At 47.8% G+C, this 21,699-nt stretch carries 20 protein-coding genes and 1 tRNA gene; 11 read left to right on the top strand and 10 right to left on the bottom strand.

All coding sequences use genetic code 11. The annotated features are described in order from the left end of the window. Positions 1-45: 45 nt before the first annotated feature. The 6 genes from ACYVJQ_RS11480 (at position 46) to ACYVJQ_RS11455 (ending at position 4,256) form a co-directional block, all read left to right on the top strand. Positions 46-381, top strand: coding sequence for an arsenosugar biosynthesis-associated peroxidase-like protein (locus ACYVJQ_RS11480; RefSeq protein WP_460893215.1), 336 nt, complete (start codon positions 46-48; stop codon positions 379-381). Positions 382-497: 116 nt separating this feature from the next. Continuing rightward, positions 498-1,550, top strand: a complete 1,053-nt coding sequence (gene arsS / locus ACYVJQ_RS11475) for an arsenosugar biosynthesis radical SAM (seleno)protein ArsS (RefSeq protein ID WP_460893214.1) — start codon at positions 498-500, stop codon at positions 1,548-1,550. Further along, positions 1,550-2,077, top strand: a complete 528-nt coding sequence (locus tag ACYVJQ_RS11470; RefSeq protein ID WP_460893213.1) for a rhodanese-like domain-containing protein — start codon at positions 1,550-1,552, stop codon at positions 2,075-2,077. The genes arsS and ACYVJQ_RS11470 overlap by 1 nt, the downstream gene beginning before the upstream one ends. Beyond that, a complete protein-coding gene (locus tag ACYVJQ_RS11465; protein ID WP_460893212.1) occupies positions 2,070-2,684 on the top strand; it encodes a TIGR04282 family arsenosugar biosynthesis glycosyltransferase in 615 nt (204 codons plus the stop codon). The genes ACYVJQ_RS11470 and ACYVJQ_RS11465 overlap by 8 nt, the downstream gene beginning before the upstream one ends. After that, positions 2,685-3,371 (top strand): TIGR04283 family arsenosugar biosynthesis glycosyltransferase, encoded by a 687-nt coding sequence (locus ACYVJQ_RS11460; protein WP_460893211.1) that lies wholly within the window; start codon positions 2,685-2,687, stop codon positions 3,369-3,371. Positions 3,372-3,557: 186 nt separating this feature from the next. Continuing rightward, positions 3,558-4,256, top strand: a complete 699-nt coding sequence (locus ACYVJQ_RS11455; protein ID WP_460893210.1) for a DUF2461 domain-containing protein — start codon at positions 3,558-3,560, stop codon at positions 4,254-4,256. Positions 4,257-4,399: 143 nt separating this feature from the next. Here ACYVJQ_RS11455 and ACYVJQ_RS11450 read toward each other — a convergent pair whose 3' ends face one another. The 3 genes from ACYVJQ_RS11450 to ACYVJQ_RS11440 are packed head-to-tail and all read right to left on the bottom strand — an operon-like array spanning position 4,400 to position 7,941. Further along, positions 4,400-5,782 (bottom strand): hypothetical protein, encoded by a 1,383-nt coding sequence (locus tag ACYVJQ_RS11450; protein ID WP_460893209.1) that lies wholly within the window; start codon positions 5,780-5,782, stop codon positions 4,400-4,402. After that, entirely contained in the window at positions 5,779-7,239 is a 1,461-nt protein-coding gene (locus ACYVJQ_RS11445) for a cellulose synthase family protein (RefSeq protein ID WP_460893208.1), read from the bottom strand. The genes ACYVJQ_RS11450 and ACYVJQ_RS11445 overlap by 4 nt, the downstream gene beginning before the upstream one ends. 6 nt (positions 7,240-7,245) lie before the next feature. Continuing rightward, positions 7,246-7,941, bottom strand: a complete 696-nt coding sequence (locus tag ACYVJQ_RS11440; protein ID WP_460893207.1) for a glycosyltransferase family 2 protein — start codon at positions 7,939-7,941, stop codon at positions 7,246-7,248. Between the two features lie 191 nt (positions 7,942-8,132). On the opposite strand from ACYVJQ_RS11440, the gene ACYVJQ_RS11435 reads away from it, so the two are divergent. Then, positions 8,133-9,023, top strand: a complete 891-nt coding sequence (locus tag ACYVJQ_RS11435; RefSeq protein ID WP_460893206.1) for a TolB family protein — start codon at positions 8,133-8,135, stop codon at positions 9,021-9,023. Between the two features lie 78 nt (positions 9,024-9,101). On the opposite strand, the gene ACYVJQ_RS11430 is transcribed toward ACYVJQ_RS11435, so the two are convergent. Then, on the bottom strand, positions 9,102-10,292 hold the full coding sequence (locus ACYVJQ_RS11430) for a metal-dependent hydrolase family protein (protein ID WP_460893205.1): 1,191 nt from the start codon (positions 10,290-10,292) through the stop codon (positions 9,102-9,104). Positions 10,293-10,404: 112 nt separating this feature from the next. After that, positions 10,405-11,331 (bottom strand): PhzF family phenazine biosynthesis protein, encoded by a 927-nt coding sequence (locus ACYVJQ_RS11425; RefSeq protein WP_460893204.1) that lies wholly within the window; start codon positions 11,329-11,331, stop codon positions 10,405-10,407. A 489-nt stretch (positions 11,332-11,820) separates the two neighbouring features. Between ACYVJQ_RS11425 and ACYVJQ_RS11420 the strand changes: the two genes are divergently transcribed. From ACYVJQ_RS11420 to ACYVJQ_RS11410, 3 genes are all read left to right on the top strand, one after another. Continuing rightward, on the top strand, positions 11,821-13,194 hold the full coding sequence (locus ACYVJQ_RS11420) for a hypothetical protein (RefSeq protein WP_460893203.1): 1,374 nt from the start codon (positions 11,821-11,823) through the stop codon (positions 13,192-13,194). 430 nt (positions 13,195-13,624) lie between these two features. Beyond that, positions 13,625-14,872: a hypothetical protein gene (locus ACYVJQ_RS11415; protein ID WP_460893202.1), complete on the top strand. Its 1,248-nt coding sequence runs from the start codon at positions 13,625-13,627 to the stop codon at positions 14,870-14,872. Positions 14,873-14,963: 91 nt separating this feature from the next. After that, the gene (locus tag ACYVJQ_RS11410; protein WP_460893201.1) at positions 14,964-15,548 is read left to right on the top strand and encodes a hypothetical protein; all 585 of its coding nucleotides are present in this window, start codon (positions 14,964-14,966) and stop codon (positions 15,546-15,548) included. Positions 15,549-16,071: 523 nt separating this feature from the next. Here ACYVJQ_RS11410 and ACYVJQ_RS11405 read toward each other — a convergent pair. Beyond that, complete coding sequence (locus ACYVJQ_RS11405) at positions 16,072-16,872, bottom strand: DUF1206 domain-containing protein (protein WP_460893200.1); 801 nt, start codon at positions 16,870-16,872, stop codon at positions 16,072-16,074. 1,564 nt (positions 16,873-18,436) lie between these two features. Between ACYVJQ_RS11405 and ACYVJQ_RS11400 the strand changes: the two genes are divergently transcribed. Beyond that, a tRNA-Leu gene (locus ACYVJQ_RS11400) sits at positions 18,437-18,519 on the top strand. 184 nt (positions 18,520-18,703) lie between these two features. On the opposite strand, the gene ACYVJQ_RS11395 is transcribed toward ACYVJQ_RS11400, so the two are convergent. From ACYVJQ_RS11395 to ACYVJQ_RS11380, 4 genes are read right to left on the bottom strand one after another with little or no spacing between them, the layout of a single operon-like run. Beyond that, positions 18,704-20,257, bottom strand: a complete 1,554-nt coding sequence (locus ACYVJQ_RS11395) for an NFACT RNA binding domain-containing protein (protein WP_460893199.1) — start codon at positions 20,255-20,257, stop codon at positions 18,704-18,706. Positions 20,258-20,259: 2 nt separating this feature from the next. Then, positions 20,260-21,021, bottom strand: a complete 762-nt coding sequence (locus ACYVJQ_RS11390; RefSeq protein WP_460893198.1) for an MBL fold metallo-hydrolase — start codon at positions 21,019-21,021, stop codon at positions 20,260-20,262. After that, positions 21,018-21,296, bottom strand: coding sequence for a hypothetical protein (locus ACYVJQ_RS11385; RefSeq protein WP_460893197.1), 279 nt, complete (start codon positions 21,294-21,296; stop codon positions 21,018-21,020). The genes ACYVJQ_RS11390 and ACYVJQ_RS11385 overlap by 4 nt, the downstream gene beginning before the upstream one ends. A gap of 24 nt (positions 21,297-21,320) precedes the next feature. Further along, positions 21,321-21,698, bottom strand: a complete 378-nt coding sequence (locus ACYVJQ_RS11380) for a response regulator (RefSeq protein ID WP_460893196.1) — start codon at positions 21,696-21,698, stop codon at positions 21,321-21,323. Between the last annotated feature and the right edge of the window lies 1 nt (position 21,699).

Raw genomic sequence — 21,699 nt, 5'->3', positions numbered from 1 at the left:
GAAAAGTAGTTTGCTTTTATTTGTACCTCTTTACAACGTGTAGTTATGGATAAGACCTATTATGATCCTAAGGATCTAGCCAAGTTTGGCAATATTGCTGAGTTTCAGCCCCTGTTAGCTTCCAAGTTCTTTGACTATTACGGAGAGGTCTTCAAAGAAGGGGCGCTCACCGAAAGAGAGAAAGCCCTCATAGCCCTGGCAGTGGCTCATGCCGTGCAGTGCCCTTATTGCATAGATGCCTATACCACCGGTTCTCTGGAGAAAGGTGCAGATGAGGCGCAGATGATGGAAGCCATTCACGTAGCCGCCGCCATAAAAGGCGGGGCCGCCCTGGTGCATGGCGTCCAGATGATGAACAAAGCCAAAGAAGTGATGATGTAAGGGTAATGTGCTAATTAAATAATGTGCTGATATGCTATTTTTGATATTAGCCAACTATTCAGATCACACCTATTCCCGCCAGCACATCAGCACATTAAAAATTAGCACATTACCCAATGAAATCCCTAGCCGCGCAACATAGTGTACTGGCAAACGCAGCCTTTCAGCTGGACGTGCTCTCGCAGCCGCTTCCGCAGGGCAAAGCCTTTCCGGCCTTTGGGCAGCGGCTGCAGGAGAGCGGATTGTGGCCCTTAAAACCCACGCAAATTTCCATATTGCAAGTTAACCTGGGCAAAATGTGTAACCAGGTGTGCAAGCACTGCCATGTAGACGCGGGGCCGGACCGTAAGGAGATCATGACCCGCGAAACCATGCAGTTATGCCTGGATGCGCTGGCCCAGAACGACATTCCGGTGGTGGACCTAACCGGCGGCGCCCCAGAGATGAACCCTCATTTCAGGTGGTTTGTGGAAGAACTGTCTAAGTTGGGCCGGCAAGTAATGGTACGGTGCAACCTGACCATTATTTTAGCCAACAAAAAATACCATGATTTGCCAGAATTCTTTAGGCAACACCGAGTTCAGGTAGTCTCCTCCCTGCCTTATTTCACCGCTTCGCGTACAGACGCCCAACGCGGCGAAGGCGTATTTGAGAAATCCATCAAGGCCTTGCAGATGCTTAACGCCGTGGGCTATGGCCAGGAAGGAAGCGGACTGACCTTAGATCTGGTGTTTAATCCGGCCGGGGCTTTTTTGCCAGGAAGCCAGCAGTCCCTGGAATCAGAATTCAAGCGCCGGTTGCTGCAAGGTTACAATATTGTCTTTAACAACCTGTTTGCCATCACCAACCTGCCTATTAGCCGTTACCTGGACTACCTTATTTCCTCTGGCAATTATGAAGGGTACATGGAAAAGTTGGTCAATGCCTACAACCCGGCGGCGGCCGCCAAGGTCATGTGCCGTAACACGCTTTCAGTGGGGTGGGAAGGAACCTTGTATGACTGTGACTTCAACCAGATGCTGGATTTACCGGTGGCTGCCACCGCTCCCCGGCATATCCAGGATTTTGATTTGGCTAGTCTTACCCAAAGGACCATTGTAATTAACCAACATTGCTACGGCTGTACCGCTGGGGCAGGTTCTAGTTGTGGGGGAGAAACCGTTAGTTGATGAAAAGATTTCTTGCTTTCACGTGGCCTTTTCTGATAACCTTGCCTTTGATTCTGGCAAGCCCAGCCCTCGCGCAGGAAACCAGCAAAGGTTATGCGCTCATGCTCTCCTCGCTGTACAAGAATACCGTGCCCACCCTTTCCCCGGCAGCGCTTTCTGCCAAGCTTAAAACCCAGCCAGAAGATATCCTGGTCCTGGATGCCCGGTCTCCTAAAGAATTCAAGGTAAGCCATTTACAAGGCGCTACCTTTATCAATTATGATGCCCTCAAGGACCAAGACTTGAAAAGGCTGCCCAAAGACAAAACTTTGGTAGTGTACTGCAGCGTAGGGTACCGAAGCGAGCGGGTAGGAGAAAGGTTAAAGGCGCTGGGGTTTAAAAACGTCTATAACCTGTACGGCGGTATTTTTGAGTGGGTAAACCAGGGGAAACCCATTGTCAATGCACAAGGCCCCACCCAAAAGGTACATGCCTATTCCAGAACCTGGGGTGTCTGGCTAAACAAAGGAGAAAAAGTCTATGAATAATCGGTTGCTGTTGGTGTTTGCCCGCACGCCCCAGCTGGGCAAAGTGAAAACCCGCCTGGCCAAAACCCTGGGAGATGAGCAGGCTCTGCATATTTATAAGCAGTTGCTACAGCTCACGCAGGCCGCCGCCGCCCCGGTACAAGCCACCAAATGGATTTGCTACGCAGATGAAATCCTTCCAGGAGAAGATGCCTGGACCCGGCAAGGCTTTGTGCCACAGGAACAGCCCCAGGTCCCTGACCTGGGTTACCGGATGCACCATCTCTTTGCCAAAGGGTTGGTGGAAGGGTTTTCGCCCATCGTGATTATTGGCAGCGACTGCCCTGATATTTCCGCTACGCTTATAGAAGAAGCGTACCGGCAACTAGAAACCCATGACGTAGTGGTGGGGCCGGCACAGGACGGCGGGTACTACCTGCTGGGCCTCAATTTTCTGGTACCCGAGTTATTCACGGGCATTCATTGGAGTACACCAGCCGTTTTACCGGAAACCCTTCAGACCGCTGCTAATTTGCACCTTCAGGTAGCCCAGTTTCCGGTATTGGCAGACATAGACGAGGCCGAGGATCTTAAGCATTGGCCCCAATTGTCTCAACCGGTGGCTTAAATGAAGATAAGCGTCATTATACCCACCCTTAATGAAGAGAACCTGATAGGGCCTTTGGTGACGCACCTGTTGCAGCAATCTGTAGGCTTCTTGCAGGAAGTGATTGTGGTAGACGGCGGAAGCCAGGACCAAACCGTACAAAGAGCCCAGGAAGCGGGCGCGGAAGTCCTGGCCTGTAGCCCGCCAGGCCGAGCCCGGCAAATGAATGTGGGCGCCCATGCGGCCAGCGGCCATATTCTCCATTTCATCCATGCAGATTCCTGGCCTCCCGCCGGCTTTGATGTGGCGGTGGTAAAGGCGGTAACGGCCGGTAAGCAGTGCGGTTGTTTCCGAAGCCGTTTCCAAACCCAAAACACATTCCTGCTTTTGAATTCCTATTTCACCCGGTTTCCCGGACTCGTATTCAGGGGTGGCGGCCAGACGCTTTTTACGGAACGCCAATTATTCCAAAACCTGAACGGATATAAAGAACACCTGCTGGTGATGGAAGAATATGACCTTATCAGGCGCCTAAGCCGGCAAAGCAAATTCCAGGTATTGCCCCAGGAGGTGTTGGTTTCTGCGCGCAGGTATGAGCAGAACGGAACCCTGCGGCTGCAAATGGCCTACGGGCTAGTCATGCTGCTCTTCTTTCTGGGCGCTTCGCAGCAGAGGCTTATGAAGGTGTATAGGGCCCTGGTGGCCTAAGGCTGTTTTGGGCCCGTTTTTCTGAAAACAGCCTCAAAACGGAAATCAACAGGTCCAACCTTTGGGCACGGCTGTCGGCAGATGCCGCCAGTACCCTTTTTACAAAAGGGTTTGATAACTTGCGCAGAACTTACTCGCCCCTGGGCTTGTTCTTTTCTCGGCACAAAGCCAACCACATAAGACCGCATGAAAAAATACCTAGATCAATCTACCCTAGACTTCGTCCGTGACTTGCGCCAGAATAACCAGCGGGAATGGTTTGAGCAGAACCGCTCCCGGTATGAGGACGCTCGAAAAGATTTTATCTCCTTCCTGACTACCTTACTGGAAGGCGCCGCTGCTTTTGAACCCGCCCTGGAGGGCCAGCAGCCTAAAGACCTAATGTTCCGGATTTACCGTGACGTGAGGTTTTCGCATGACAAGCGCCCTTACAAAGACCATATCTGTGCTTACATGGCCGAAGGCGGCCGCAAGACCATTAACCCTGGGTTTTACCTGCACATCAGCCCCAATGACGGGTCTTTCCTGGCTGGTGGCGTCTGGATGCCCCCGGCCCCTGAGTTAAAAGCCATTCGGCAGGAAATAGACTACAACTATGAGGAACTGAAAGCCTTGTTGAATAGCCCTGATTTCAAAAAATACTTCGGTGGCCTGGGCGGCGATAAACTCAAGACCACTCCCAAAGGATACGAAAGTGACAACCCCGCCATCGACCTGCTCCGCCATAAAAGCTGGAACACCACCTACATGCTAACAGATGACGTGGTGACCAGTGAGCGTCTGTATGACGAGTGCCTGGCAGCCATGAAAGCCGTAAAACCTCTCAATGACTTTTTCCTGAGACCCATGAAAGAGTTGAAGGAGCTGAAAGCCGAAGAGGTGTAATTTCTGTTTTGGGCCTGTTTTCGCAAAACTAGGCCCAAAACAGAAAACGACAGAAGCGTTTCCCTTACTTTAGGGAAACGCTTCTGTCGTTTAAAGCCTAAATGAAATTTAGTGGGACAAGAAATTTAACCGAAGACTTTCAGCTACTCAGGAGATCTAGGTATTGCTGCTCCATCCTCCGGCAGGGGCTGGGAATTGCTTTTATAACGCATTAGTTCCCACCCCAAGGCCCCAAGCACTATTGCGTATTCCAGCGCCACCAGCATGAGGTTCTCCTGATAAGACGCCTGTTGGTAAGCCGCATAGGAAAGCACGCCCATCCCAGACCACACCATAGGAAACCTGAATCGGGTACAGGCTGCCAAGGCCACTAAGGTGCTAACATACCAGGGGTGAACAATGGTGGCAAAAAGCAGGTACAGCGTAAAAAGCGCCAAGCTGGAAAATAGAAGCCACCGTAGGTCATGGCACGGCCGCCGGAAAAAAAAGCCGAACCAGAGGGCCGCCAGAAAGGTAAGGAAGGACAAGGCAGGTCCTAAAAAGCTTATCAGATTATACCCGGCAACCCAGCTTCCCAGGGCGCGCAACAGGTAGTAAACGCTGGCGTTGAACTCAAACTTCTGAAAGTAGAGGTTCAGGCTGGAGCTCAAATGCAGGAGCAGGTCCTGGCTGAGAAAGGGGGCAAACAAAAGCAAAACCACCAGCGCGGCCAACAGGCCAAACCAAATGGCCTTGCGCCAACCCAGGTACCGGGGCAGCAGCGGCAGCAACAGTAAAGGTACCAACTTGCTTCCCACAGCCAACCCAAAGAGCACAGCGGCCGCTTTCCAGCGGTTGGAAGCCAATAGATTCAGCGCCGCCACCAGAAAGAAAACCATGACGGCCTCAAAATGAAGATTGCCGGTAAGTTCAAGGATGATGGCAGGGTTGAGGGCATACCATAAGGACTGCCTGGCCGGAAGGCCCAACCGCTGCAATACCTTAGGCAGGAGCCATAAAGTACCTCCCTCGGCCAACAGCAGACAAACCCGCATGATAATAATGCTTGGGAGGGTGGCGTCTGACCACCAGGTGCTGAGCCAGAAGATTGCCTGGCTCACGGGTGGGTACACACTGTGGTAATGCGGAGAGTTGAGGCCTTTGTACAAGGCCGTAATGAGGCCTGGAGGAAGGGCTTGTCCACTTGACATCCAGGAGCTGGGCAAACTTAGGTAGGGGTTAAGCCCATTCTGCAGCAGGTGCCCATCCCAAAGAAACCGGAAATAATCATCTGAGAGGGGCGGCGTGGCCACCAACAATATAAACCTTAACGCCAGTGCCAGTCCTATGCCTTGCCTTACACTCAGTTTAGACCTGATTTGCAAAAAATAGGCTAGAAACGCCACCGCAAACCATAGCACCAGTTCCCCAAAATGGGAGCGGGGCGTGTGGTAGCCCAGCGTATACACGGCTAGCCCCGAAACCGCTACAGAGCCATACAGCAGCCAGGCAGGCAAAGTCAAGGAAATACCCGCGCGACTATTCATGACCGGTGCCGCAGCGAATAAAGAAACACCAGCCCGAAACCCAGCAGAAGCATTAAGTGGTAAGGCAGAAACCCGTAATCGCCGCGTGCGAAGCCCAAATAAATACCGCCTATGAAATAGGCGCACAACAACCCCTCGGCCCAGATTAACGGAGAAATCTGGGTTAGCCGGTACCGGTTCTGCCGCCAGTTGGTTTTATGGTCTGTGAGGTTGAATTTTGGAGTCCGCACAAAAGGCGTTTTTCGGCCTGCGTAGCCTTCCAGTACGGCCACCGTGTTATGCAGAGACAAGCCCAGAGACATGGTGAGGAACAGGAAAAACCGGGGCAGAAACAAAACGGTAGAGCCAGACTCGGGTTGGAGCCTTTGCACCGATGTCCAGTAAAAGAAAGCCAGAATCACAAAGCTGGCTTTAAAGACAGAGGCATAGGCCAGTACCTGGGCCAGCTCAGGGAAGTGGGATTTTACCAGCAACACAGGAACGCTCAGCAAAGCCGCCAGAAACACCGCCACAAATACGGTGCTGTTAAGCAAATGAAAGAAGGCCAGCCATTTGGTGGTAAACGGTTTACGGGAGTTAAGTACGTGGCCCAGGTGTTTGCGTGCGGTCTCGGCGGCTCCTTTGGTCCAGCGGTATTGCTGTGATTGCAAGGCCGGCATGCTAACCGGAAGCTCAGCGGGGACAGCAATGTCTTCTACGTACGCAAATTCCCAGCCCCGCAACTGGGCGCGGTAACTTAGGTCCAGGTCTTCGGTGAGCGTGTCATGGTGCCAGCCTCCGGCATCCAGAATGGTGTGTTTCCGCCAGATACCCGCCGTGCCGTTGAAATTGATGAAATGGTGGCCGCCGTTGCGCGCGCCCTGCTCAACCGTGAAGTGGGCGTCTAACCCGAAGGCCTGCAATTGGGTGAGGAGGGAAAAGTTACGGTTAAGGTGGCCCCAGCGGGTCTGTACCACCCCCACGCGGTCATGGGTGAAATAGGGAAGGGCCTGCTGCAGGAAGTCTGGTTCGGGCAGGAAATCTGCGTCAAAAATGGCAATGAACTCCCCAGTGGAAAGGGGCAGGGCATGTTCCAGGGCTCCTGCCTTATAGCCCGTGCGGTCTTCCCGCCTGATCTGCGCGATGTTCAGGCCCTGGCGCTTCAGCTTTTCCACTTCCTGGGCCACCACCTGCAGGGTTTCGTCTGTGGAGTCGTCCAGGACCAGAATCTGGAGTTTCTCCCTTGGGTAATCAAGGCCAGCAATGTTCTGTAAAAGGCGTTCGGCCACATACAACTCATTGTAAAGCGGCAACTGTACCGTAACAGTAGGCAAGGAGGATAGTGGGACGGGTAATTTCTTTGGAGTTCTGAAATACCGGTAAAGTAGGGTGAGGTGCAACTGGGCCAGGCTGTAAAGGAACAGAAACACCAGGCAACCCCCGTACAGCACCAGCAGCGATATTTCCAGACCCCTCATGTGGCGTTACTTTTTGAAGTAATACTTTCCTATGGTCCAGAGGATTTTGTAACCGGCCATCACCACGCCTTTCACGGTGCCAGAAACCTTAGAGACGCCAATCCGCTTGCGGTAGGTTACGGGAACCTCCACTGATTTTAAATTCTGCTTAGCGGCTTTCACCTGCATCTCCACCGTCCAGCCGTAGTCACGGTCCTGCATGTTGATTTGGATCAGCGCCTTGGTGGTAATGGCCCTAAACGGGCCTAGATCAGTGAAAGTAGCCTGGTAAAGGTGACGGAGCAGGGTGGTAGCCAGCCAATTCCCGAAAACCTGAGGCGCAGTCATAGAGCCCCGCTCACGGTTGCCAAGTGCCCGAGAGCCAATCACCATGTCTGCCCCCTGAGTTAGAATAGGGTGCAGCAGCAAAGAGATTTCTTCAGGGTAATCAGAATAGTCGCCGTCCATAAAAACGATAACCTCTGGGAGGGGAGATTGTTCCAGGGCATATTTAATACCAGTCAGGCAGGCTTGTCCGTACCCTTGCCTGGGCTCTGGTACTACGGTGGCCCCGGCGGCGGCGGCCACTGCCCCGGTGGCGTCTGTGGAGTTGTTGTCTACCACAATGATTTCCTGCACCAGGTCCCGGGGGATATCAGCTACTACCTTGCCAATAGAAAACGCCTCATTGTAGGCGGGAATAATGACTTTAATCTGGGTCATGCCAAAACTTAGGTACTCAAAGATGGGTAAATCCGGTGGGTTAAACTAATTTGCCTTGCTTCACTGCTTTTATAGAATAGGTACTTTTCTCTTTAGGGAGATACTGAGAAGAGCAGAGGTTTATAAATAAGATATTTTGTATATATTTTGAATAATATGTTAAATAAAGTCATGTTGAACTCATTGCTCCTATGAAAGTCTCCCCTTGTTTTTTACTCTCTCTGCTTTTGGTGGCAGTAAGCCCAGTTGCTTGGGGACAGGCCGCCCCAGACACAGAGGTGTTCCTGGTTTCGCTTAAGGGGAGGAAAAAGGAGGTACAGGTAGGGAAGCCTTTGAATATAAGCCAACGCCCTGGCTATGACAACCAACCTAGTTTCACCCCAGACGGAAAGTCTATTCTCTATACCTCGCAGCGGGACGGGGCACAAACCGATATTTACCAGTACTTCCTGAAAGGGAAGAAAACGCAGCAACTAACCCATACGCCAGAGAACGAGTACTCGCCGCTGGTTTTACCAGATGGGCAAAACTTTTCAGTGGTGCGCGGCAAGGAACAAGACCTGTGGACTTTCCCTTTACAGCCTAATCGCAGCCAACCCAAGCTTTTATTGGATTTCCCGCTGTTGGTGGGCTACCATGTCTGGTACGGGCAAGACACTCTTTTGATTGCCGCCTTTCCTGAGCAGCCACCCATGGCCCTTTACTTGGTCAAACCGGGGCAGAAAGACCAACCGGCCCCGCTAGTTCCAGCTATTGGCCGTAGCCTGCAAAAGGTACCAGGGCAGCCAGCTATCAGTTACTTGGTTCCAGTATCAAAGGCAGAAGGGGAAATATGGCAGTACCACCCAGTAACTAACCAACACCTGAAGATTGAGCAGGCGCTGCCTGGTAGCCAGGACATGGCCTGGTTGCCGAACAGGCGTCTGCTTATGGCGAAAGGGGCAAAATTGTTTCTTCTGGACCCAGGCCCAGATGCCCAATGGCAGGAGATCGCTGATTTTTCTAAGATGGGTATTAAATCCATCACCCGGCTGGCGGTAAGCCCCAAAGGGGAGTACCTGGCTTTTGTAGCGAACCAATAAAAGAAAAGAGCGTCTGCGTTTTAGGCTTGTTTTCTGAAAAACAGGCCTAAAACGCAGACGCTCGGCAAAAGTGAGAAGTTAGGGCTGCCTGAAGATCTGTCCGCCTTTCATGACCAGTTGGACCTTGCGCAAGGCCGTAATGTCTTGAGAAGGGTCCCCGGAAACAGAGATAAGGTCAGCGAGGAGGCCTGTTTTAATAGCTCCCAGGCGGTTGTCCAGATGAAAGTGTTGGGCGTTGCCTGTGGTGGCAGTTCTAAGCACTTCCAGGGGAGCCATGCCGTAATTCACCATCATTTCCATTTCCCGGGCATTGTCACCGTGGGGATAAACCCCCACGTCTCCGCCCATCACCAGAGGTACCTTCGCGTTTAGGGCGGCTTTGAAATTGGCCCGTTTCTGTTGTATGCGGGCGGGTTCAGGATCCTGGCCTTTGCGCCAGCCATTGTACTGCAAAATGGCGTCTCCCGCAGCAAGGGTAGGGCATAGGGCCACATTCTTTTTCACCATAAGTTTAAACACCTCTGGAGTGGCCCCGTCCCCGTGCTCAATGGTCTCTACTCCGGCCTCTGCGGCCCGGCGCATGCCTTCCGGAGTGCTGGCGTGGGCCACCACCGGCCGGCCACTGCTGCTGGCTATTTCCACTATTAGTTTTAATTCTGCCAGCGTGAAGGTAGGCATCGCTTCCCCGTTTGGTCCCCAACGGTAATCTGCATACACTTTTACAATGTCAATGCCTTTTCCAATCTGATCCCGTACTACACGAGATATTCCGTCTACGCCATCGGCGGCTTCCGCGCCTTGGGGCACCTCAAATGCTGGGTCAAACCCTTTTGGCCCATAACTGCCGGTGGCAATTAGCGCCTTCCCCGCCACCAACATGCGCGGACCTGGTACAATGCCTTGGTCAATGGCTTGTTTCAACCCTACATCAGCGTATTCCGCGCCCTCAGAGCCTAAATCCCGCACCGTAGTGAAACCCGCCAGCAATGTGTTTTTTGCATGTACGGTAGCGCGGGCTACTCGGAGGGCATCGGCCTCTTTTAAGACCTGGTCGTTCCAGGGCGTCTCATTATAGGGGTGGAGCAAGAGGTGGGAGTGCCCTTCAATGAGGCCAGGCAGCAGGGTCTGCCCCGGTAGGTCCAAAACCCTGGCCTTTGGTGGGATGGTAATGGACGAGGCAGGGCCGGCGGCCGTGATCATCTCGCCCTGTACTACCACAACCCAATTATTCTGGAGCGTGTGTCCGTCAAAAACGTGGCTGGGTTTCAAGACAAAGACGGAATCTGTTTTAAGCCTGTTTTGGCCAAAACACCCTTGAAACGCAAAAAGCCAAAGCAACCCTGAAAGGAAGATATACTTTGGTAGAAGCACTGGAAAGCTTTTACTTAACATACCATTCTCCTTTCGCGATTAACTGTACCTGCCCGCCCACCTTAATCTCATAGTGGTCCCCTGAAACGCTTCCGCTCAGTTTAATAGAGGCGTTCCGGTGTATCTCATACCCTTGTTCCACCTGCAGTTCCAGCTGGTCCTGGTTGAAATACCGGTGCTTGAGCAGGTAACTTAACAAACAACCATTGGCGCTGCCGGTGGCGGCGTCTTCCATGATGCTACCATGCTCCAGCGCCAGCATGCGGGCATTCACCTGGTGGGTGGGGGTATAGGTTTGCGGGCAGAAGAAATAGAAAGCTACCGTAAGGCCATCTTCCCGCTGGGTTTTATACAAACCAAGCCGCTCCAGAAAGGCCAGTACTTTTTCTGGAGTAAGGGCAATCTGCCGGATGTCTTCTAAGCGTTGTAACGGAATAATCAAAAACGGAAGGCCCGTGGAAACTTCCTGCACCGGAAAATCTGGATGGAGGCAAGACATTGGTAAACTTAGTAAATCTGCTATCTCCTGTTTGGGTAGAGGCTCCCCAAAAGTGGGAGATTTTTGGCGCATCATCAGAAAGTCAGGCTGGGAACCGGAGTAAGTAAAGGAAACGGGTATGGATCCTACCTTTAACTGAAGGCTCAGCTCGGGCACGGGTTTTTGTAAAAAGAACTGCTGCAGCACGAAGGCGGTACCCAGGGTGGGATGGCCGGCAAAGGGGACTTCATACTCCACAGTAAAAATCTTTACCTCAAAGTTATCCTGAGCAGAGGTGTCTGATAATATGAAAGCAGACTCGGCGAAGCCAATTTCCTGCGCTATCTTCAGCATTTGATCCTGGCCAATACCAGAAGCGTTCAAGAAGACGGCTAACTGGTTACCTTGGTAAGGAGCCCCCGCGAACACGTCTACAATGTAAAAAGGTAAGGTTTGCATGCCGGAATTTAGCAGAATGCCTGCGAAAAATACGTCAGCCCGTGGTGTTTAATTTCTGACCCTGCCGGAAATGGTTTATGTTTCTTCTTTTGTCGCAGGCGGCTTTCGGTTGAACTGTGTTTTGGAGCTAATTTCATAAAAACGGCCTTAAAACAGCAGAGTAGTTTTAGAAGCTGGGAGGCGGATTCTCTTATCTGGTCTTTTTGGGTTGAAGAAAGGTAGAGAGGAGGATTCCATAATGGGTTAGGCAAAACTTCTGCCACTGACTTTAGTGCAAATCTAAACCAAGTAAGTAATTAATAAATAGTTTTATCCTGTGGTAAATAGGTTAAATTATAATAATGAATTATAAAATATAATCGATTACATATAATATGTAACAAAACAAATAAAAACTAGTAAATTATTCATACTAATCTTATAACCTCCATTTAATCTCTAAAAAGTATGAAAAAGAAATTTATCTATGCTTGTGCCATAACACTATTCATGGCAAGCCCGACCTTCGCCCAGGTAAACAATACGGCGGTAACCACTCAATCAGGGGCCAGTAATTCAGCCACTACCACGCAGGCCCTGGGAACCCTAAATTCAGCGCTTATCAACCAGGTTAGTCTGCCAGTTGGGGTAGGCCACACTGCCACAGTTAACCAAACCCGGGGGTTTGCCAACAGTTCTTTAACTAACCAGATGGGAACCAGTAACCGGGCCTTCACGAACCAGACGGACGGCACCGGCAACTCAGCCACCATTTGGCAAATGGCTTCAATTCAGGAAGAGGGCAACTATTCCACTATCAACCAAACAGGCGGCATAGGTAACCTGGCGTTAAGTTACCAGGATGGCTCCTATAACCTCAACCAGATAAACCAGATAGGCGGCGTTCTCAATATAGCCGACATCAGGCAGGAAGGAACCGAAAACCTTGCCAGTGTATGGCAAGCCTACGGGGAAGAGAACAGGGCCGACATTGACCAAGATGGGGCAGACCACATTGGCAATATCACACAATGGGGAGGTTATGCAAACAGCGGTGATGTGGACCAGCACGGCTCCAGTAATATTGGCAATGTTGACCAGCAGGAGGGGGAATTCAATAAGGCAGAGATAGATCAACGGGGTACCAGTAATGAGGCCATCAGTTGGCAGGCAGGAGGAAAAGGAAACCAAGCGGACATCCGGCAAGGTGGTAACCGCAATATAGCAGATCTCACCCAGGTGGGCGGAAAGGAGAACAGCGCCGATATTGACCAAAGTGGCTCGGCTAATGGCGCTTCCACTTACCAGGAAGGCGGAAAATTCCAGGACGCCGAAATAGACCAGGAAGGCACTGCTAATACTTCTTCCATCTCGCAGGTAAGCGGAAACAATGTTGATGGCTACATTGACCAGTTGGGGAATAGAAACATGGCTTCTATAAACCAGGTAGGGGGCCTTTATAATGACGCTTACATTGACCAGCTAGGGAATGATAACTGGGCCAGCATTGGGCAATACGGTGGGGAATACAATGACGCATACATCTATCAGTTAGGTAATAGAAACGCTGCCAGCATTGGTCAGGTAGGTGGAGAAAACGTAGCGGATATCTACCAAGGTGGCAACTCCCATATGGCTTCTGTTTTGCAAGATGGATGGTATAACTGGAGCCTTGTTACCCAGACAGGGTTTGGTAACGCTGCCAACTCATTACAAGTAGGCAATGACAACTACGTAGAAATTAACCAAACAGGCGCACGGGGCAACAGCTCAGTAACGCAGTTTGGGCTTTTGAACTGGGGGGTAATCAACCAGGGAGGGGCCCAAAATAACGCTATCATTCAACAGAGGGGAGCTAACAATTCGGCCACCATCACCCAGTAGCGTTACGAGTTGTGAAATCTCCGGTAGCGGCATTTGAAGGTCGCTGCCGGAGATTTTTTTTATTGTTTACAATAATGGTTGCCTCCAGGTAGGCATGGGCAGCACCTGTCAGAACACGGAATAAAATCGGTTTAAAGCTGAGTTTAGGTGCCACAAGGAATTGCCAACCTAAAATTCTTTAAAAATAATTGAATAAATTAAAGAAAATATATACTAAAAATCATATATAATGACACAATTAAATGCGTATATATTGTTAATTACTATATTTTAAATTTCTGTTTAACATAAAAATTATATAGAAAATATAAATAATCAAATCATTTTAATATTTATTGTAACTATTCCGTTTTTATTTTGTAAAATTGCCATACATAAATCATATTCATCATTCAACCATCATTTATTAACCCCCTAATTCAAAAACCTTATGAAAAAATTATCTATCTACGCAGGAGCGCTTGCTATCCTTTTGTCAAGCTCGGCCATGGCTCAGAATGTAGCCATCACTACACAATCTGGTGATGACAATGTGGCCACTACTACCCAGGTGGGAGGCCTTGGGAGTTTGGCTATGATAAACCAGGTAGGCGAAGCCAACAATGCCACCGTCACTCAAACAGGAAGCTGGCTTAACACGGCTATGGTTAATCAATTTGGCTACTATAATATGGCCCTAATTGACCAATGGGGTGGTCTCCTAAATGTAGCTGACGTGTACCAAAGCGGCCTGGAAAACTTGGCCACTATTTCTCAAACTTATGGGGAAGACAATAGGGCAGACCTGGACCAATTTGGGTACTGGAACGAAGCCGCCATTGGGCAACTGGCAGGATATGACAATAATGCAGATATTGACCAGGATGGTTTTGTTAACTGGGCCACTATTTCTCAGGATGGGGGCGAATTCAATAACGCCGAAGTAGACCAGACCGGCATAAGCAACCGGGCTTCCATAAGCCAGGTGGGCGGAGAGGAAAATGAAGCCAGTCTAAGACAAAACGGCTGGGCAAACACCGCTGAAGCCATTCAGGCAGGGGGCGAGGAAAATAGCGCCGACGTTGACCAGGACGGAGATTTAAACTCCGCTTCTACCTACCAGGAAGGCGGGGAGTTCAATGACGCTGATATTGACCAGGATGGAGATGTTAACCTTGCTTCAATTCAGCAAATTGGAGGAGAAGATAATGACGCCGAAGTAGATCAGGAAGGCAACATGAATGATGCCTATATCCTGCAATTAGGCGGTGGTGACAACCTGGCTGGCATTGATCAGGTTGGGGATGGCCACAGCGGTTATATTCTGCAGGCTGGCTGGGGAAACCAAGGATATATTAACCAAACCGGTCTAGATAACATGGCTTCTACCTGGCAAGTTGGGGATTATAACTATGCCGTCACTACCCAGTCTGGTGAAATGAACTCTGGCTTGGTAAGCCAAGTGGGAGTAGCAAACTATGCTGAACTTAACCAAAGCGGAGTTTACGGTATCGGGTTGATCACTCAGAGCGGCTTTATGAACGAAGGTGTCATCAACCAAAGCGGCATGATGAACAGCGCCCTCATGAACCAGTCTGGCTGGTATAACAGTGGTACCATTACCCAATCTGGTTTTGGTAACAGTGCCTATATGAACCAATCAGGAGTAAGTAACACCGCTACTATTACTCAACACTAAGCCCTACGTTTTGGATTAATCTCATGGCGTGCCCTTTACGGCACGCCATGAGATTTTACTTTTTGAACCTGTTTCACTTTTTATGCCGCCTATGAAAACGCTTTGCACTTTATCTTTTCTATTCTTCCTTACTATAAGGCTTGCCGCTTATGGGCAGGGCAACAGAAATGAAGACGAGCTCGGGAAAAACCTAAAGTCTGAGCGATTAGCAGAAATTGCCACTACTGGTGCTTTAAAACAAGAGGCCTTGGTATCTCAACAGGGTACAGGCAACAATGGAGTTATCTCACAGAGAAACTTGTCCTCCAGGAGCAATGTCGCTTTTCTGGTGCAAGTGGGGGCTTATAATACTGCTTCCATACAACAGCAAGGGGAAGGAAACAGGGCCACGGCTAGGCAGGTAGGCACCAACAATAGTTACATGGGGCAGATCATTGGGGTGAACAACCTAACCAACGTCCATCAGCAGGGCTCTTCTAACTCCATCAACCAGCGGGTGGAAGGGAACAATTTAGAATATACCTTAATCCAACTGGGGAATCATAATTCCATTAACCAAATAGAAACCGCCCCTACTTCCAGGCCCTACCAAGTAATTCAGCAAGGGAACAATATGAACATCACCATTGAGCAAAGTAATTGGGGGCTGCCACCAGTAACCGTGACAAAAAAGTAATTCAGGACCTGTTCGCCTTTACCTGTTACCCATCATTCACTTCCCATTCCTACTCAAGTCACTTGTACCTGGGTGGCCTTAACGTAAAGGAGAACGCAAAAACAGCTGAGCTTTTCTTCATCTACTTTCAGACAAACTAGAAAGAAGGGTTGCATTTGCTTAAAGATTGGTTTGCAAACAATACTCCGGCGGCTGTGGCATTATCCTTTACCTCCATTTGAACTCGAACCGGCAACTTAGGTACTTCTTCCTGCAGACATTCAGGGGCAGCCAGAGCAACTTTAGACCAGAAAATCGCCATGCCATTCGGCGCCTTTTCCCAAACACCCACTTACTACTTTAAATGCCTCTTGATAATTTCTGCCAAGGCCATCTTCAATTAAGCAAACACTTCCCTATAACCTGAGTAACGGCTGTTTTTGCAAAAACAGGCCCAAACCAGAAAACGGGTGTCTGCCGGCAGTATACCTTGCAAACACCCGTTTTATATTATAGCTCTTTTTAGAAGTAGCTACAAGGAGGATTAGTCAATAGAGATATCACTGTATTTTGCCTGAACGAACATAAAGATGCCGTAGCCCATTAACCCTATCGCTACCACGGCCAAAAGTACATTGCCGAAAGGAGAGGTTTGCAGAAATGAAAAAGCGCCTTCTGTTCCTTCTGCCACTTTAGGTTTTTGCAACCATGCCGCCCTAACAAAAAGGAAACCAATAATTCCGAAAACTACTCCCCTGGAAATATATCCTGCCTGTCCGGCTTTTTTGAGGATGTCAAATTTGTCTCTGGGTAAACCATTAATGTTTTTCATAAAAGAAGCGGTTACTCCTTTAGTGATCTGGTAAATACCGTTGCCAATAGTCATTAAACCAATAGCAATAGCCAGCCATTTCCCAAAGGGCTTCTCCAGTAATTCAGCCACCAAGGTCTGTTCTTTTGATCCTCCTCCTGATCCTCCTCCGTTACCGGTTAATACTTTGAATGCCAGATAGGCTAAAGAGGCATAAAGTAACCCACTGAAAGCATATGCAATTCTTTTGCCGGCTCCTTTTGCTCCTGCCCCTTTGTGCTCTGTATCTTTAATAGCTTGGGTAAATCTCCATAAACTATAACCCACCAACCCAATGGCCAAGAGAGCTAAAAGGAGGGACCCACTAGGTATTTGTTTTACATGAGAGAAGGCGTCTGAATTAGAGGCTTTTTCACCGCCTAATCCCAGAGCAGCCATTGCGGTAAGAATACCTACTAGAAAATAAACTATGCCTTTGGCAATATATCCTACTTTAGCAAAAGACTCAATCCAGTGCTTTTTTTGCTGGTCCATGTTGTTTTATAGGTGAATGAAAAGGCTGTAAAGAATATGGGGCTTTAAACGATGGTAAATAATTTTGGTTCTATGTTGGAAGATTATAGATTTTATATGCTCTCTGTTAACACTGTGTGTTGTTTGAAATAGATTAATGATTTTTTTGAGGTAAGAGCAAATGAAAAGGAATTAAAATTAAAATGGTGAAAATTAATTTCTGCCGTTTAGAAAGCCAATTATTTTTGATAAGATTTTTAGCATAACCGGGTGATTCCTTTTTCAATCTAAATTATAACCTAACAGGCTTGCATTTTAAGCCAATGTATACCTTAAAGGGAAATAGTAGGTTTCACCTTATAAGTAGCTGGATAATATGGATATTAAATGAGGTAACCTGATTTGTTAGTGGAAGTAGTTGACTCCTTGTGAGGTTTTAGCACCTTTCTCTTTTCTCCTGTGCCAAACAGCAGTCCATCAATAAGCATTAACCAGAATTTGCCAATGGCAAGGGAGGCTATGATAAGTGCGTTTTATTAATACGGTTGGTTTAATATATAGTTGTTTTCTGTTTTTGTAAAAGTTAGTAAGTTTAATTAATGTATCCTTATTGGTATTTATGGAAGTATTAAGTTTATGTGTTTATGAAGATTGTTTATTCTGAAAATTTTATTTGGTTAAGTTTTGTTGTAAGCTATAATATTTGAAAATTTGTTTAAAGTTTGGTTTATAGTAAAAAAATAAGTCAGTCGATGATAAGAAATGTATTTTTAAGTTTAGTATAACCGGTATATAAACATTGATTATTAAATAGGATTTTAATGAAGTTGAAAACTGGAGGTGTAAAGATATTATAGTTGAAAAAATATATAAAGTTAATCATTTGGTTAAATGGATATGGTATGTAAAGTTAAATTATAAAAAAAATAATTAATCTATTCTTGGTTTGTAAATTTTAAGAGATACAATTCTTATTAGATAATGGATATATGATAACTGTAATTAAATAACAGTATAAATAAAATAATTCGTTATTAATATTAATAATGAATCTGGTATAATTGATTGCTATCCTAAGCCTATAACAATAAAAAAATATTAGTGTCGAGTGTTATACACTAACCATGGATAGTAAAAGTTACCTACTTTTAAAACTTAAAATATTTATTATTAGTAAATACTGATAATTAGATAATCTAATGAAAAGCATCATTACTTATTTGAGGTTACAATTGAAATTCCACAACCTTATTTTCTAGGTAGAATGAAGAAAATCCAGGCACTGCTAATGCAACACATATAAAAACCGGTTTACTGGAAGACCTTATCACATAAAAAGTTTTTTTCATGATCTACCATTCTTTCCTTTATTAGGTGTTTCCAGAAGGTTCTGTATACAACCATGTTATGAGGGAAGAATTCTTTGGTTGGCAGTGGAAGGCGACTTTAAAAGGATTCTAGGGTATTGTGAGCAGCTATTTCCTAGGAAAGATTTGTGAAAGGGCTTGCAGGAAACAAAAGGATAAGATAAATTTGTCACAACAAACGAGGTAACAGATGAATCGAATCGCCTCTTTTGGGTAATGCGCACGTGGTGAAACTGGTAGACACGCCATCTTGAGGGGGTGGTGCCTTACGGGTGTGGGAGTTCGAATCTCCCCGCGCGCACAATGAAACAAAAAGCCCTGTAACTTTATTGGTTACAGGGCTTTTTGTTTTTGGCAAACCCAATGGCGTAAATAAGCATTTGGTAATTTCTTATAGTATTACATTAAAGATTTCCCTCCTGTTTTAAGCTTGTTTTTCAAAAAACAGGCTTAAAACAGGGAAAGGGTATAGTTTAATTTTCACATCACCTTAAGGGGTTCTCCGGCTTCACCAGAACCACTTTCTCGCGCTCCACGAACACTGACCCCGGTGTTGCGCCTTTTGGCTTCCTGACGTATTTCTTAGGTGTGTAGAGGACCGGGCAGAGGCTGTCATTCTTCCGCTTAGAATAAAAAGCCGCTAACTTCGCCGCTATTTCAATGACCGGCATAGGAAACGTTTTGCCGGGCTGGAATTTAATCACCACATGTGAGCCAGGTACATCTTTTGCGTGCAGCCACAAATCATCTTTATGCGTGTGCTTAAGCGTAAGTTTGTCGTTGGCCTTTGCGTTTTTGCCCACCCATACCTTAAATCCCATCACCTCAAAGGCATAGTAAGGGACATCTACTTGCTGGGTAGGCTGTGCGGGGGCATGCTGCTTTAGAAATTGACGTAGTTCTTGCGCAGTTTGTAGGCGCTCCAGGGTCTTTAGTTCGTCAGACAGGCGTCCTACTTCCTCTTCTTTCCGGTTGGCTCTTTCCTGCAAAAGGCGTAATTCTATCTGCTGGTTTTTGGCTTTTTTGTACAGCCGTTCTGCTGTTTTCTGGGGTGTCTCTGTGGCATGGAGCTTTATGACCCTGGTGGTATCCTGGTAGAAATCAAACAGCTCCACTTCTTTACTTCCCACAGGAATATTGGTCAGGTTGGCCATGATCACATCAGCGGTTTGGGAGTAAGGCGTGCCGTGGTGCCAATGCTCTAACTGCTCCTGTATCTGAAACCAGATTTTCTGCGCGCCTTCCAGCTGCCTGCTAAGTTGCCTGTGGGTGGCCGTGTAATTCTTCTGGAAATACTCCTGCGACCGGTACATTGGCACAAAAGCATTCAGAGCAAGAACAGGGTCTGAGAATTTCTCCTGGATATCACCAATGGGAAGGAGGGATAGCCGCAGGACCTTTTGAAAGGTTGTGAGATAATAACCGGAAGGATTCTCCAATTCCTGCAGCATATCTTGGACCAAGGCCCACTGCTGTAGAGGTGGGAGTGAGGCAAAACCTTTCTCCTCCAGGTAATGCCAGGGCAAATCTCCTAAGGTGGGGAGGGCTTTGCGCAACTGAAGGGGGGCGTCCAGAAAAGTCTCCTTGCTTATAGCAAATTGCTGGTCCATTTGCCGGTAATCCAGGTTCAGGTCCTTTTCCAGTTTCCGGTGGAAAAGTTCTACGGCTACATCTTCCAAAAAGAGCACCACGTTAGAACGGTTCCCGAAGAGTTTAAACAGAATTACCTTCTGGTGGCTAAACCTTATATAAAAGCTGCGTTCCTGCTGGTGCGCGCGTACCTCCTGCACGGTTTCCCCCAGTAATGCCTGAAACAGGTCAACTGAATTTTGTCGTGCCCGGTTAAAGGTGGAAGGAAACTGAAGGCTGGAAAAAGTAGAGGTTTGAATGGCTTTCAGAAAGAAAGCTTGGCCGTCCTTTTCAAAATCCAGCAACAGTTCGTCTTTTTCCTGGCTGAAAGCGGCCCTTAGGGTATAGCCCCGTAAGACTGCATTTAATTTTTGGGCGAGCTTTTTTAAAAAGAAAGAATTCTGGTGCACGGTTACAAGGTAATGGAAAGGCCATCATACGCTAAGCGCACATCAGCGGGAAGCTCCTTTTCCACCAGCCGGTGCTGGCCCAGTAAGTGGCTGATGTGGGTAAGATAACCTTGAGCGGGTTGTAACTCTTCCAATAAGCTAAGGGCTTCTGAAAGAGAAAAATGGGATATATGGGGTTCTTTTCTGAGCGCATTCACCACCACCACCTTAGAGCCCATTATTTTCTCTTTTTCAGCGTCAGAAATAAAATTGGCGTCTGTAATGTAAGTAAAATCGCCAATTCTGAAGCCGTTTACCGGTAACCGGTGGTGCATGACCTGGATGGGGGTAATAGTAATCCCATCTACCTCAAAAGGGCTATTCTGGATAGGATGAAGTTCTACCTTGGGCACACCCGGGTAGGTAGCGTTGGTGAAAATGTAACTGAACTCTTGCTGCAGTTGGTTTAGCACCCGCTGGTCTGCGTACAAGGGCATGTCAATGTGCTGCAGAAAATTAAACGCCCTAATGTCATCCAGGCCAGCCGTGTGGTCTTTGTGCTCATGGGTAAACAGAACAGCGTCTAACCGCTTTACCCGTTCCCGCAGCATCTGCTGCCTGAAATCAGGCCCCGCGTCTATGATCAGGCTTTTCCCTTCCACCTCTACCAACACGGAGACCCTCAGGCGCTTGTCCCGGTAATCTAAGGATCGGCACACCTCACATTCGCAGCCAATAACGGGTACGCCCTGAGAGGTGCCCGTGCCTAAGAACGTTACTTTCACGGGGTGATAAGGGTTTCGTTTTTAATAGCCAGGTAAAGTTCCTGACTTTCTGGGCGCAGATTCTCCGGGCTTATGTCAACTGCCCGGAGAATCTCCACTAAGCAATTTATTTTCCCCTCAAGGGGGAAATATTTATTGACTACGGCCACCTTCGTGTCTTTGAGTAAACAGAACCCAGATTTGAAAGTGCCTTTCTCATAACGCAGCATGTACTCCGACTCTGCAAATATATCTTCTAACCGGGTCAAAAATGGCCGGGTATATTTCAGCTGCATATACTTGTACTAAATTTACTCTGATTAGTGAACGTACTCCTTCACCGTTTGCACCAACATGTCAAAATCCAAGGGCTTAGGAAGGTACGCATTAATGCCGGCCTCCTTGAATTGCTCCAATGTATAATTGTTCGCGTTTCCGGTTACGGCAATAATAGGAATGTTTTTAATGTCAGGGTTCTCACTGGCCCTAATTTCTTTGGTACACTCCATTCCGTTTTTCACTGGAATGTTAAGGTCCATGAGAATAGCGTCAATTTTCTGGTCTTGTACCTTCTTGAGCACCTCTCCACCATTCTTGGCAGATACTACTTTGTAGTTCTGGAGTTCAAGTATTTTCTTGGTAAGATTCAGAATTACAGAACTATCCTCTGCAATTAAAATGGTTTTAGAATCAGACATG

Source organism: Rufibacter soli, from assembly GCF_054781795.1.
The sequence above is the reverse complement of the archived record's forward strand: the minus strand, read 5'-3'. Positions and strand labels throughout refer to the sequence as shown.

Bases quoted from the DNA above. Each gene is read 5' to 3' on its own strand.
- ACYVJQ_RS11405 (WP_460893200.1), bottom strand. From the start codon at position 16,872: ATGGACCAGCAAAAAAAGCACTGGATTGAGTCTTTTGCTAAAGTAGGA.
- ACYVJQ_RS11450 (WP_460893209.1), bottom strand. From the start codon at position 5,782: ATGAATAGTCGCGCGGGTATTTCCTTGACTTTGCCTGCCTGGCTGCTG.
- ACYVJQ_RS11445 (WP_460893208.1), bottom strand. From the start codon at position 7,239: ATGAGGGGTCTGGAAATATCGCTGCTGGTGCTGTACGGGGGTTGCCTG.
- ACYVJQ_RS11455 (WP_460893210.1), top strand. From the start codon at position 3,558: ATGAAAAAATACCTAGATCAATCTACCCTAGACTTCGTCCGTGACTTG.
- ACYVJQ_RS11420 (WP_460893203.1), top strand. From the start codon at position 11,821: ATGGCAAGCCCGACCTTCGCCCAGGTAAACAATACGGCGGTAACCACT.
- ACYVJQ_RS11380 (WP_460893196.1), bottom strand. From the start codon at position 21,698: ATGTCTGATTCTAAAACCATTTTAATTGCAGAGGATAGTTCTGTAATT.
- ACYVJQ_RS11470 (WP_460893213.1), top strand. From the start codon at position 1,550: ATGAAAAGATTTCTTGCTTTCACGTGGCCTTTTCTGATAACCTTGCCT.
- ACYVJQ_RS11465 (WP_460893212.1), top strand. From the start codon at position 2,070: ATGAATAATCGGTTGCTGTTGGTGTTTGCCCGCACGCCCCAGCTGGGC.
- ACYVJQ_RS11435 (WP_460893206.1), top strand. From the start codon at position 8,133: ATGAAAGTCTCCCCTTGTTTTTTACTCTCTCTGCTTTTGGTGGCAGTA.
- ACYVJQ_RS11460 (WP_460893211.1), top strand. From the start codon at position 2,685: ATGAAGATAAGCGTCATTATACCCACCCTTAATGAAGAGAACCTGATA.
- ACYVJQ_RS11480 (WP_460893215.1), top strand. From the start codon at position 46: ATGGATAAGACCTATTATGATCCTAAGGATCTAGCCAAGTTTGGCAAT.
- ACYVJQ_RS11440 (WP_460893207.1), bottom strand. From the start codon at position 7,941: ATGACCCAGATTAAAGTCATTATTCCCGCCTACAATGAGGCGTTTTCT.
- ACYVJQ_RS11385 (WP_460893197.1), bottom strand. From the start codon at position 21,296: ATGCAGCTGAAATATACCCGGCCATTTTTGACCCGGTTAGAAGATATA.
- ACYVJQ_RS11425 (WP_460893204.1), bottom strand. From the start codon at position 11,331: ATGCAAACCTTACCTTTTTACATTGTAGACGTGTTCGCGGGGGCTCCT.
- arsS (WP_460893214.1), top strand. From the start codon at position 498: ATGAAATCCCTAGCCGCGCAACATAGTGTACTGGCAAACGCAGCCTTT.
- ACYVJQ_RS11410 (WP_460893201.1), top strand. From the start codon at position 14,964: ATGAAAACGCTTTGCACTTTATCTTTTCTATTCTTCCTTACTATAAGG.
- ACYVJQ_RS11415 (WP_460893202.1), top strand. From the start codon at position 13,625: ATGAAAAAATTATCTATCTACGCAGGAGCGCTTGCTATCCTTTTGTCA.